Origin of the sequence: Pacificibacter marinus (assembly GCF_900109555.1) — a bacterium.
GTDB lineage: Bacteria > Pseudomonadota > Alphaproteobacteria > Rhodobacterales > Rhodobacteraceae > Celeribacter > Celeribacter marinus_C.
The window spans coordinates 20,268-32,951 of the sequence record NZ_FNZV01000013.1; the positions used below are offsets into that span (position 1 = coordinate 20,268).

Consider the following 12,684-nt stretch of genomic DNA (forward strand, 5'->3'; position numbering starts at 1 on the left):
ATCGCAGCACTATGTCAGACGGAAAACCGCAAGGCGCCTCCATCGTTTTTCAAGCGGTTGGAAAGGCATTTAACAAACCAGACGGCAAACAAGTTTCGGCTGTGTCCGATGCATCTTTAACGGTCGATTCTGGCGCGATTACTGGCATCATTGGTCGCTCAGGTGCAGGCAAGTCTACGATGTTGCGGATGGTCAACGGTTTGGAACGGCCTACGTCTGGGCAAGTTTTGGTTGGCGGGCAGGATGTCGGGGCCGCTCAAGGCGCTGCTTTGCGCGGCATTCGTCGTGACGTTGGCATGATCTTTCAGCATTTTAACCTTTTGTCGTCGCGTACTGTCGCGGGCAACATTGCTTTGCCGCTTGAGGTCGCTGGCGTGCCTGCAGCACAAATCAAAGCGCGGGTGGCAGATTTGATCGACCGTGTTGGCCTGAACGCGCAAAGCAACAACTATCCGGCGGAACTGTCTGGTGGGCAAAAACAGCGCGTTGGCATTGCCCGTGCTTTGGCCACAGAACCCAAGGTTTTGCTGTCTGATGAGGCGACCTCTGCGCTTGACCCCGAAACCACGCAAACTGTGCTGACGCTGTTGAAAGACATCAATCGCGATCTTGGTTTGACTATTCTTTTGATCACCCACGAGATGGCCGTGGTGCGCGATATCGCCAGCCACGTGGCGGTGATCGAAGGTGGTAAAATTGTTGAGGCGGGCAAAACTTATGATGTGTTCACTGCGCCGCAGCACCCAACAACGCGCTCTTTTCTATCTGGAGTGACCGGTGTGACGCTCCCAGCGTTCATCAAGGGCCGAATGCTTGAGACTCGCCCCAAAGGGGCCGCTAAAGAAGTCTTGCGCGTGACCTTTGCGGGCATGCACGCGACGGACCCAATGCTGGCGCTGTTGACCCGCGATTTGGGCATTGAGGTCAATATTCTAGCGGGCGCTGTGGAAGAAATTGGCACACAGCCATTTGGCAATTTGTTGATTTCTTTGGACGCGGATAAAGGCGTGGACGCGCGTGCCTATCTTGAACAGCACGGACTTTTGACGGAGGTGCTTGGCTATGTCAGCTAATTTGATCGGCTTACTTATGGAAGCAACGTGGCAGACGCTTTACATGGTTGCGGTTTCTGCCGTGCTTGGCGCTGCTTTTGGTTTGCCATTGGGGGTGTTCTTGGCGACGTCCCAACGGGGCGAACTTTTGTCGCGGCCTTTGGTCAATCGGGTGCTGGGGCTGGTGGTCAATGCTGCACGCTCTGTGCCGTTTATCATTCTTGTTGTCGCGATTATCCCCTTCACGCGTATGATTGCGGGCACGTCGATTGGCACAACGGCTGCCATTGTACCGCTGACCATCGCTGCGGTGCCCTTTATCGCGCGCCTGATTGAAAACGCCATTCGTGAAGTCGATAGCGGATTGATCGAGGCGGCGCGGGCCATGGGGGCCACGCCGCTGCAAATCATTCGCAAAGTTCTTATCCCCGAAGCGCTTCCTTCGATCACTCTTGGTCTTACGCTCGCTGCTGTCAGTCTTATCGGTTATTCTGCTATGGTTGGCGCTGTGGGGGGCGAAGGCTTAGGCGATCTTGGTATTCGTTACGGCTATCAGCGGTTCATGCCAGATGTCATGGCTGTGGTGGTTATTATTCTCATTGTCCTCGTTCAGCTTGTGCAATCCATCGGTGAATGGATCGCCGCCAAGGTCGACAAACGGGCCCCTAAGGGGCGCGGGCAATAAGCCCTCTCACTCTGTTTCGTATCAATCAGGAATATAAAATGTTACGCCTTACAACTCTCACGTCCGTTCTTGCACTTGCTGCAACGGCTCTTATGGCTGACGAAATCAAAGTCGGTGTAACCCCCGGCGTGCACGCTCAAATCATGGAAGAAGTCGCCAAAATCGCGGCGCCCATGGGGCTTGATATCGATATTGCCGAATTCTCTGACTATGTGATCCCAAACACAGCTTTGGCTGATGGCGACATCGAAGCGAACTCGTTTCAACACACGCCATATTTGGACAACCAAGTGAAAGACCGTGGGTTTGAATTGGTTGTTGTTGGCACGACCATCACCACCCCAATGGGTGTGTATTCAGACAAAGTCGGGGATGTATCCGAGCTAGAAAAAGGCGCAAAAGTTGCGATCCCGAACGATCCAACCAATGGCGGCCGCGCGCTGTTGTTGTTGCAAGATTTGGGCCTGCTCACTTTGGATGAAAGCGCAGGTTTACTTCCAAGCCCGTTGGATGTCGTAGACAACCCTAAGGGCTTGAAATTCCTTGAACTCGACGCCGCGCAATTGCCACGTACTTTGGCAGATGCGGACATCGCGGTCATCAATACCAACTACGCAAACGCTGCGGGCCTGAACACAAAAGAAGATTCCATTGCGATGGAAAAAGCGGATGGCCCTTATGTGAACGTCATCGTTGTGCGCAAAGGTGACGAAGACCAAGAGTGGGTTAAAACACTCGTTGAAGCGTATCACTCAGATGAAGTTAAAGCGTTCGTCGAAGACAATTTCGCCGGCTCTGTCATCACATCTTGGTAAATATCTGAGAGATAAATCACGTGTCTCATCGCTAAGTTTTGGCCCGTCTGACATCTGTTGGGCGGGCCTTTTTTAAGCTAAGTGCAGTTGAGAGGTTTCATATAGGTGTCCTAGTTCATAGATAATCTAAGCACCGCTCAAAGGACAGATTTCATGAAACGCACGTCACCACAGGCCACCAAGGCTGTGCATGCTCAAGCCGTGCAAGATAAGGTTGACGCCTTTGTGCGCAGTCACTTTCACTTTGTCGCATCTTTGCATTTGCACCGTGCCGCACTTGGTTGGGATGTGTTGCGTGCCCCAATTAATGTGGCCTTGGCGCCTGTCTTTTTGGTGTTCGGATTGGCAGGGGGATTTGCGCGTCTTATCGGACTTTCGCGTGTAAGCAACTGGTTGAAATCCCAACACGTGTTTTTGAAAACGTCTGTCGGTCAAGCGATTGAAACGAGCATCGCCACAGTTCTTTTGGAGGATGCCGTTTTAAGTCAGCGCAGCCGTGCGTTGATTCAGCAATACACCAGCGTGCGTGCGGCTGTCGCCGAAATCACCACGTCGGTGTTTGTGTTACTGGCGGGATTGATGATCTTTGGAACCGCCACGCCAGGTGTTGTCTCGCTGGCCCCAAAGGTATCTGGGTTCGTCGCGCATGCCAATGCAGTCGCTGATTTCCCGCTTGGGGCGCGCCTGGGCGGGCTTTGGTATGGGTTTTTTCCCGTTTCTATGTCCATTGGTTTTGTCGTGATGATCGGTGTGGCTCTGGCCATGGTGGCCTCAATCGTGACGACCTTTGCGGGTGTCATCGCTGATCCGATCCAAGCATTTCTTGGTATTCATAGACGGCGTTTGATGCGCTTGCTTGATAAGATCGCCAAGGTTGAAGAAGACGCATCAGGTCTGGCCCCCGAACACATTCTTTCGCGCCTTGCAGATTTGACAGATGCGGGTATGAGCCTTGTGCGGTTTTTCCGGTCTTAAACTGCGATGCCGTGATCAAGATGCATCTGACCAATTGGAAAGAGGATGCCCAAGCCTAAATCAAACGAGGCAGAGGCCGGTGTCGGGGGTACACAAAATTCACAATTCTTTTAAGAGGGTGTTATAGCTACCATCAGCTAATTCAAAAAAGAAACGATCCCCCATGCCATCTGATCAAAGCCTGATTATCGGAATTTTCGCCGTCCTGTTCGTTTTGCTTGTTTGGGGGCGTATTCGATATGATCTTGTCGCATTCGGTGCGTTGGTTTTGGCCGCCATTTTAGGACTGGTGCCCGCAGAGGATGTATTTTCAGGCTTCGGCCATTCCGCAGTTGCGATCATCGCTTTGGTACTGATCATCTCTCGCGGTCTCGTTGGGTCTGGCGCGATTGAAAAGCTTGCTGCACGCTTGTTAGATTCAGAGCGACCTTTGCCATTACATATCGCGGTGATGGCTGTTGTCGGGGCAGGATTGTCGGCGGTGATCAACAATGTCGCTGCTTTGGCGCTGTTGATGCCTTTGGATATAGACACGGCCACAAAAGCAAAACGCGGGGTGAGCCTGTCGTTGATGCCTCTGTCTTTTGCCACAATCCTTGGCGGGATGATCACGTTGATCGGGACACCGCCCAACATCGTTATCGCCGCTTACCGCCAAGATGTTTTGGGCACGCCCTTTGGCATGTTCGACTTTGCCCCCGTTGGTTTCACGGTTGCTGTGGTGGGTATTGCTTATGTGTCTTTGGTGGGGTGGCGATTGCTGCCCAAACGCGAAGGCGCATTGGAGCAAGGCTCTGCGTTTTCTGAGGGCCGCTATATTGCCGAGCTGCGCGTCAGTGAGAAAGCAACAGAAAGCACGGCAACGGTTTCTGATCTTTATCCTTTGGCTGATGATCACGATGTTCATATCTTGGGGCTTGTTCGGCGTGGAAAACGACTGCGTGGGTTTGCAGCGAAACAAGATATAAAAGCGGGTGATTTCATTGTCGTCGAAGGTGAACCCAAATCTATTGAAGCCTTTATGGGCCAAGCTGCGTTGGAATTCTCAGGACATGAGAAACACGCAGGCGGTGTCACATCTGGTGGTTTGACACTGACCGAAGCCATCGTTCCTGAGGGCGCGCGGATCGCAGGGCGCACGGCGCGCGGGCTAAAATTGCTGTACCAGCATTCGGTCACTTTGCTTGGCGTGTCGCGAAATGGACAACGCTTCACAGATCGGGTGCGGCTTTTGACCATCAAACCCGGTGACGTGCTTTTGTTGCTTGGGGACGCAGATCGCAATGCGGCAGCTGCATCATTTTTAGGGGTGCTTCCTCTAGAAGGGCGCGAGACGCCCGTTGTTCAGCGGTCAAAAGCAAGCCTGTCGATTGGGATATTCTTGGCTGCCATCGGCGCCGCTGTGGTGGGCTGGATCTCACTGCCAGTGGCGCTTTCTGCTGCGGTGATCGCATTGATCGCAGTGGGGTTGGTGTCTGGCCGCGAAGTCTACGACTCTATCGAATGGAAGGTGATTGTGCTTTTGGCGAGCCTTATTCCCCTTGCCGAAGCTTTCGCGCATTCTGGTGGGGCTGAACTGATCGCCACGCAAATTTTGTCTATTACCGATGGCTATCCTGCGTGGGTTTCTTTGCTTGCGCTGATGATTGTGACGATGACATTGTCAGACTTTCTCAACAACGTTGCCACAACCTTGATCGCGGCTCCGATTGCGATTGGGATGGCTGCGGCGACGGGCACCAATCCAGATGCTTGGCTGATGACTGTTGCTGTTGCTGCGTCCTGTGCATTTTTGACCCCGATCGGGCATAAGAACAACACCATTATCCTAGGACCAGGCGGCTATCGATTTGGCGATTATTGGAAAATGGGGCTTTTGCTTGAGGTGATCGTCGTCATCGTTGCTGTGCCTGCCATCCTTTTGGTTTGGCCGCTGTAAAGTCATTAGAGATCAGGAGATCGACGGTGCCCGAACCCAGAATATCTTGCTGGCCATTGTGAATTACCCGACTGCGGCGGGGCTTATACGTGATTTGCATAGCCTATTTGTAATTGGCATTGGTAGTTTGTGCCGGCCCCGTCCTAAGCTCACGGAATTCAGGAGAAAATACCTGACATCCGACAGAGAAGGACATGACATGAATACATTTATCCGCATTGCTGCGGCCAGTGCGATGACGGTCGCGCTTGGCGCAGCAGCCCATGCCGATATTTCGGTAAAAGTTGCTTACGATGCCGATCCCGTTTCACTTGATCCACATGAACAGCTTTCCGGTGGCACGCTTCAGTTGTCACATATGGTGTTCGATCCACTTGTGCGCTGGACGCCAGATTTCCAATTCGAGCCACGGTTGGCCGAGAGCTGGGAACAAATCGACCCCACAACAACACGCTTTCACATGCGCGATGGCGTGACATTCCATTCCGGTAATGCACTGACGGCTGCGGATGTGGATTGGACCTTTGATCGCTTGAAAGAAAGCCCCGATTTCAAAGGTGTCTTTAGTGTTTTCACAGATGTGAAAGTCATTGATGACTACACATTTGATCTGATTACATCCGAACCATACCCATTGGTTTTGCACACAGCGACATATATTTTCCCAATGGACAGCGCCTTTTACACAGGCACAACTGACGACGGAAAAGACAAAGCTGAACTGGTCAAACATGGTGACAGCTTTGCATCACGCAACGTATCCGGCACGGGCCCTTATGTTGTGTCCGAGCGCGAACAAGGCGTGAAAGTCGTGTTCGATCGTTTCGATGGCTACTGGGACACAGCATCCAAAGGCAACGTTGATCAGATCGTTTTGACCCCCATCAAAGAAGATCCAACACGCGTTGCTGCCCTTTTGGCGGGTGACGTTGATTTCATCGCCCCTGTGCCGCCAACTGACTTGGCTCGCGTTGATGAAAGCGAAGGTACAGATTTGATCACGATGGCTGGCACACGGATCATCACATTCCAAATGAACCAAGAGCGTGTTGAAGCATTCAAAGACGCGCGCGTGCGCAAAGCGATCGATTACGCTGTGAACAACGCTGGTATCGTGGACCGCATCATGCGCGGATTTGGTACTGTCGGCGCACAGGCAAGCCCTGCTGGATACCTTGGTCATGACGCGGCTTTGACTCCTCGTTTTGACGTTGAGATGGCGAAATCTTTGATGGCTGACGCTGGCTATGCTGACGGTTTTGAAATCACCATGATGGCACCAAACAACCGCTACGTGAATGACGACAAAATCGCTCAGGCTGTTGCGTCTATGCTGTCTAAAATCAACATCAAAGTCGATCTGCAAACTATGCCAAAAGCGCAATACTGGCCCAAATTTGACGAGCGCGCTGCAGACATGATGATGATCGGCTGGCACGCTGACACGGAAGACAGTGCGAACTTCCACCAGTTCTTGACTGCGTGTCCTGATGACGCGACTGGCAATGGTCAATACAACTCTGGCAACTACTGTAACCCTGAAGCAGACGCTTTGATGCTGGCTTCAAATACAGAAGTTGACCCTGCCAAACGTGCAGCCATGTTGCAAAAGCTCGAAGGCATTTTGTACGAAGAAGCGGCATTCATTCCGCTGCATTGGCAGAACCTTGCATGGGGCGCGCGTAGTGGTGTTGATGCTGCACCGATCCTGAACGCTATGGATTTCCCATACTTTGGTGATCTTGTCGTTTCTGAATAATCATCCCTGACATAACTTCCTTGGGCGCTTTGTTTTGTAAGCGCCCAAGGTTCCCTATCGATTTTTCTTTGTGCCCCCTTAGTGCGGTTTGCTCGCAAGAAAGGGGTATTAAAAACAGTCGAAACAGGTTGGACCCTATGCTCGCATACCTCGTAAAACGTATCTTTCAAGCCATCGGAGTGATGTTCGTCATCTCGCTGATCGGCTTTGCCATTCAAGACAACCTAGGGGACCCTTTGCGTGAATTGGTAGGCCAATCCGTGACCGAAGAAGTGCGCCAAGAATTGCGCGAAGAGTTGGGTCTAAACGATAGTTTTACCAAGCAATACACACGGTTTTTGGGCAATGCGTTGCATGGCGATCTGGGCACCAGCTACTTTTTCAAAGAGCCGGCTTTGGATGTGATCTTGAAAAAACTACCCGCCACGCTTGAGTTGGTGTTTGGTGCGACCTTGATCATCGTTTGCCTCTCTGTGCCGCTGGGCGTTATGACCGCCATCCGCCCCAACGCGATCTTAAGTAAGTTTATCATGGGAGCGTCGATTATCGGCATTTCCATTCCAGTTTTTTTAACAGCCATCTTGATGATCTATGTTTTTTCTGTCGGTTACGGATGGTTGCCTTCCTTCGGGCGCGGCGATGTTGTGCATGTGTTTGGCGATTGGGATACCAATTTTGCCAATGTGGACGGGTTGCGCCACATCATCATGCCCTCTTTCGCGTTGGCGTCGATCATGTTGCCGTTGTTCGTGCGCTTGATCCGCGCTGAGATGATGGAAGTGCTGCAAAGCGAGTATGTGAAATACGCCCGCGCCAAAGGCATTCGACCATGGCGCATCTATTTTGTTCACGCGCTAAAAAACACGTTGTTGCCCGTCATTACAGTGGGTGGGGTGCAGATTGGCACGATGGTTGCCTACACCATTTTGACCGAAACTGTGTTTCAGTGGCCGGGTATGGGGTTCATGTTTCTTGAGGCCGTGAACCGTGTCGATACGCCGTTGATCGTCGCTTATCTCATCGTTGTTGGTTTTATTTTCGTGGTCACCAACACCGTCGTCGATTTGATCTACGGATTGGTCAATCCAACCGTAAAACTTGCAAGGTTGGGCGCATGAGCATCCTGAACACGATCCCCGAACCCTCACGCTGGTCGCGCATCAAAAAATCCAAAATCGGCTACAGCTTTCGCAGTAATCCTGTCGCGGTTGTGTCGATGTGCATCTTTGTCTGCATCACTATTATGGCGCTTTTGGCCCCGTTGATTGCACCGTTTGATCCGTATGATCCGGCGCAAATCGATATCATGAACAGTGAATATCCACCGGTTTGGATCGATGGCGCTGACCCGCAATTCTTGTTTGGCACTGACGACCAAGGGCGGGATCTTTGGTCAACCATTCTGTACGGCACGCGTTTGTCTTTGATGATCGGCTTGTGCGCGGTCACTTTGCAGGCGGTGATAGGGATCAGCATCGGGTTGATTTCTGGGTATGTGGGCGGTCGCCTAGACAGTCTTTTGATGCGCTTGGCCGATATTCAATTGTCGTTTTCAACCTTGATGGTGGCTATCATTTTCTTAGCCGTGGCGCAGGCGATGTTTGGCTCTGAACTGTTCAGCCGCTATGCGATCTATTTCTTGATTGCCGTGATTGGCGTGTCTGAGTGGCCGCAATATGCGCGCACCGTGCGGGCCACAGTTTTGGCCGAAAAGAAAAAGGAATATGTGGATAGTGCGCGCGTGCTTGGCTTTGGGCCGCTGCGCATTATGGTGCGTCACATTTTGCCAAATTCTTTGTCGCCCATCTTTGTGATTTCCACTGTGCAAGTCGCCAATGCAATCATTTCAGAGGCGTCATTGTCGTTCTTGGGGCTTGGAATGCCGCCCAGCCAACCTTCGCTCGGGTCCCTCATTTCCTCAGGGTTCGACTATATCTTTTCAGGCAGTTGGTGGATCACCGCCATTCCGGGCGTCGTTTTGGTCGTGCTTGTGCTTGTTATAAATCTGTTGGGTGATTGGCTGCGTGACGTGCTAAACCCCAAACTTCACAAAGGATAATTGTTATGTCCCTTTTGTCCGTTCGTGACCTGACCGTCAAATTCGCCATGCGCGATGGCAATGTGACCGCCCTTAATCAAGTGTCTTTCGATCTTGCCAGAGGCGAACGCCTTGGCATTGTTGGGGAATCCGGCGCAGGGAAATCCATAACGGGGTTTTCCTTGATGAACTTGCTCAGCAGCCCCGGCTATATCGCTGACGGCACTATTCAGTTCCAAGGCCAAGACATCGTGAACCTGCCAGATGCTAAAATGCGCAACATTCGTGGCAATCGCATGGCAATGATTTTCCAAGATCCAATGGTGACGCTCAACCCTGTTTTGACCATCGGTCAGCAAATGGTCGAGACACTCAAAGCGCACCGCAGACTGAGCAAAGCTGAAGCAGAACAAATCGCTATCATGAAGCTGCGTCAGGTCTATATCCCGTCGCCAGAAGAGCGCTTGATGCAATATCCCCACGAGTTGTCAGGGGGGATGCGTCAACGTATCGTGATTGCTATTGTTTTGCTGTTGGACCCCGAATTGATCATCGCAGACGAGCCCACCACAGCTTTGGATGTGACGATCCAAGCCGACATTATGGAACTGCTTTTGGAGCTGTGCCAATCCGCCAAAGTGGGGCTAATTTTGATCACCCATGACCTTGGTGTGGTTAGCCAGATGACCGACCGCACGTTGGTTATGTATGCAGGGCGCATCATCGAAGCGGGCAGCACGCGCGAAATTATCAACGATCCGCAGCACCCCTACACACAAGGGCTGATCAACGCCTTGCCGCAACAAACCGCACCGGGCCAGCGCTTGAAGCAAATTCCAGGATCAATGCCATCTTTGACGGCTGTGCCCAAAGGTTGTCCTTTTGAGCCGCGCTGCGCCTTTGCGACAGATGTTTGTCGCAGCACCCCGCCCGAAATCGTGCGCCATGCCCATGTTGAGGTCGCCTGCCACGAAGTAAATCGCCTACACGCACCGCAGCAAGAGGGGCAATCCGCATGACGATGTCTGCCAATGAAACGCCCCTGTTGGAATTGCGTAAGCTTGAAAAACGGTTTGAACTTGATCAAGGGTTCTTGGAAACACTCAAATTTCGTGGTGGCAAATTTGTGCGCGAAAAGCGTGATGTGCATGCTGTCAATGGTGTATCTTTACAGGTCACGCGCGGCGAAGCACTGTGTGTGGTCGGCGAAAGTGGGTGTGGCAAATCCACAGTCGCGCGGCTCATCGCGGGTTTGTTGACGCCCAGTTCTGGCGAAATCCATTACGAAGGCACGCGTATTGATGATAAATCACGTCATGACCTTTTGCCGATGCGCAAAAAGATGCAGATGATTTTTCAAAATCCCTATGCCTCGCTGAATCCGCGTATGACGATCAAACAGGCGCTTGAAGAGCCTGTGCGCTATCACAATCGCGCGCTGTCACGTGGCGATGTTGAGGCGAAAGTGGCCGATGTGATGCAGTCCGTTGGCGTCGACCCGTCATGGATGGGGCGCTATCCGCACGAGTTCTCGGGCGGGCAACGCCAGCGTATTGCCATCGCGCGTGCTTTGACCGTGGACCCCGAATTTATCATCGCAGATGAACCTATTTCGGCGCTGGATGTGTCCATTCAAGCGCAGGTGTTGAACCTGATGCTAGAGGCCAAAGAACAGCGCGGCTTGACCTACTTGTTCATTACGCATGACCTAAGCGTGGTGCAGCATTTTGGCACCCGTGTTGCTGTGCTATATCTTGGCTCGGTCTGCGAATTGTCCGACACTGCGACGCTGTTTGAAAATCCAAAGCACCCCTACACAAAAGCACTTTTGTCAGCGGTGCCGCAGCTTAAAGACGACAAGCCCAGTCATATTCGGCTCAAAGGAGAAATCCCGACGCCCATCAACTTGCCGCAAGGGTGCCCCTTTCAAAGCCGCTGCGCACATGCCAATGCACGCTGCATGAGCGAGACACCACGCCCCCTGACACAGCCAGATGGGTCGATGGTGGCCTGTCATGGCGTTGAAGAGGATCGGCTGTTAAGCTGATCTGAGTGGCGGGAATGGAATCTCTAGATGGACATTGAATGGCTCAAAGACTTTGAGGCTTTGGTCGCGCAGAAAAACTTTTCGCGCGCGGCAGAAGAACGCAATGTCAGTCAACCTGCATTCTCGCGGCGCATTCGTGCGCTCGAAGAGGGTGTGGGCGTCAAGCTGATCAATCGCCAAACCTTGCCCTTGTCATTGACCCCAGCGGGCGACGTGTTTTTGTCGCAATCGCGGATCATGTTGCGCACTTATTACGAAACGATAGATCGGTGCCAAATTGTCAGCGCAGCGGGTGAGAACGTCATTCGGTTTGCAACCTCACAATCGCTGTATATGACCCATTACAAAACCCATATCGCGCCTCTGGTCCAGCAAGGCGGGCTTGACCTTGATCTCAATTCCACCAGTTGGGATGCGGATCAATTCGTCTCGGCGCTGCAACAGCGGTACTGCGATGTCATTTTGACCTATTGGCACCCGTCGATGGATTTTCTGGCACCTTTGGAACTCGGCAAATGCGAATACCTGACGCTATCCAAAGACGACTTTGTTTTGGTGTCAAAAGCGGTCAACGGTGTGCCTGTGCATGAATTTGACAAGGCCAATAAAAAGCCAGCATCTTTGCTGTCTTATGGTGTCGCCTCTGCATTGCACGCGGTGGTGGATCACATGCTGCGTAAAACCAGTGACAGTGGCAAAATGTTGACCGTGAATCGCAGCGCTTTGGCCATTTCCGTCAAAGCCATGATCATGGAAGGCTTTGGCATGGGCTGGCTGCCACGCGAGCTGTGCAAAGACGAACTTTCAGATGGGCGAATGATGATTTTAGGCGATGACAGTCATATCGCGCATCTCGAAGTGCGCCTGTATCGCGATAAAGAAAACAACAAACCCACTTTGCGCAGCCTGTGGAACAATATGCAGGCATTGACCCAAGACGGTCTCAGCTAGGCCCGGTACGCATGTCTTTTTAGCCGCACAAAGGTGCGGTTGTGGCATGCTGGCGCACAGTGCAAATCGATGCAGGTCTTATTTTTTCATAGTGCCTTTGGCAGGGCCAGGGGCAACAGCCGCCGTCTGTGACGCCTTTTCTTCTTTGGTCAACTTGGTGTTCCAAGCATTGTTGCTGATCCGCAGCTCATTTGGCATGGGCTTGGTTTTGCCCTTGCTGATGCTGCCACCTTTTTCCAAAAATTCACGGATCAGGGCGTCGTCGGTTGTTTCTTTGGGCACTTGTTTCATCGTCGAATGCGTCCTCAGCGACTGCAAAAGCAGGAAAAATAAAAGAGTGAAGTGTTCGTCTAGATGATCGATATGCCTACGATGTTACTGCGCAGGCATATCGATTCATAGGGCGAAACGTCCCCTTTTTCG

Annotated in this window: 12 protein-coding genes; 11 read left to right on the forward strand and 1 reads right to left on the reverse strand. The window is 52.1% G+C overall.

All coding sequences use genetic code 11. The features are described from left to right. Positions 1 to 11: 11 nt before the first annotated feature. From BM025_RS14990 to BM025_RS15040, 11 genes are all read left to right on the forward strand, one after another. Positions 12 to 1,073 (forward strand): methionine ABC transporter ATP-binding protein, encoded by a 1,062-nt coding sequence (locus BM025_RS14990; RefSeq protein ID WP_085850347.1) that lies wholly within the window; start codon positions 12 to 14, stop codon positions 1,071 to 1,073. Further along, positions 1,063 to 1,737: a methionine ABC transporter permease gene (locus tag BM025_RS14995; protein ID WP_085850348.1), complete on the forward strand. Its 675-nt coding sequence runs from the start codon at positions 1,063 to 1,065 to the stop codon at positions 1,735 to 1,737. Before BM025_RS14990 ends, BM025_RS14995 begins: the two co-directional genes overlap by 11 nt. A 38-nt stretch (positions 1,738 to 1,775) precedes the next feature. Beyond that, a complete protein-coding gene (locus BM025_RS15000) occupies positions 1,776 to 2,552 on the forward strand; it encodes a MetQ/NlpA family ABC transporter substrate-binding protein (RefSeq protein ID WP_085850349.1) in 777 nt (258 codons plus the stop codon). Positions 2,553 to 2,705: 153 nt separating this feature from the next. Continuing rightward, positions 2,706 to 3,527 (forward strand): DUF6635 family protein, encoded by an 822-nt coding sequence (locus BM025_RS15005; RefSeq protein WP_085850350.1) that lies wholly within the window; start codon positions 2,706 to 2,708, stop codon positions 3,525 to 3,527. Between the two features lie 163 nt (positions 3,528 to 3,690). After that, positions 3,691 to 5,466 carry an SLC13 family permease gene (locus BM025_RS15010; protein ID WP_085850351.1) on the forward strand — a complete coding sequence of 592 codons (1,776 nt, stop codon included), beginning with the start codon at positions 3,691 to 3,693 and terminating at the stop codon, positions 5,464 to 5,466. Between the two features lie 199 nt (positions 5,467 to 5,665). Continuing rightward, the gene (locus tag BM025_RS15015; protein ID WP_085850352.1) at positions 5,666 to 7,225 is read left to right on the forward strand and encodes an ABC transporter substrate-binding protein; all 1,560 of its coding nucleotides are present in this window, start codon (positions 5,666 to 5,668) and stop codon (positions 7,223 to 7,225) included. A 137-nt stretch (positions 7,226 to 7,362) separates the two neighbouring features. Next, on the forward strand, positions 7,363 to 8,343 hold the full coding sequence (locus BM025_RS15020; protein WP_085850353.1) for an ABC transporter permease: 981 nt from the start codon (positions 7,363 to 7,365) through the stop codon (positions 8,341 to 8,343). Next, entirely contained in the window at positions 8,340 to 9,284 is a 945-nt protein-coding gene (locus tag BM025_RS15025; protein ID WP_085850354.1) for an ABC transporter permease, read from the forward strand. Before BM025_RS15020 ends, BM025_RS15025 begins: the two co-directional genes overlap by 4 nt. A gap of 5 nt (positions 9,285 to 9,289) precedes the next feature. Then, positions 9,290 to 10,282: an ABC transporter ATP-binding protein gene (locus tag BM025_RS15030; protein WP_085850355.1), complete on the forward strand. Its 993-nt coding sequence runs from the start codon at positions 9,290 to 9,292 to the stop codon at positions 10,280 to 10,282. After that, positions 10,279 to 11,310, forward strand: coding sequence for an ABC transporter ATP-binding protein (locus tag BM025_RS15035; RefSeq protein ID WP_085850356.1), 1,032 nt, complete (start codon positions 10,279 to 10,281; stop codon positions 11,308 to 11,310). Before BM025_RS15030 ends, BM025_RS15035 begins: the two co-directional genes overlap by 4 nt. Before the next feature lie 27 nt (positions 11,311 to 11,337). Beyond that, positions 11,338 to 12,261 (forward strand): LysR family transcriptional regulator, encoded by a 924-nt coding sequence (locus tag BM025_RS15040; RefSeq protein WP_085850357.1) that lies wholly within the window; start codon positions 11,338 to 11,340, stop codon positions 12,259 to 12,261. Between the two features lie 78 nt (positions 12,262 to 12,339). Here the strand turns inward: BM025_RS15040 and BM025_RS15045 are convergent, their stop codons facing one another. Beyond that, the gene (locus BM025_RS15045; protein ID WP_085850358.1) at positions 12,340 to 12,552 is read right to left on the reverse strand and encodes a hypothetical protein; all 213 of its coding nucleotides are present in this window, start codon (positions 12,550 to 12,552) and stop codon (positions 12,340 to 12,342) included. Positions 12,553 to 12,684 lie beyond the last annotated feature (132 nt).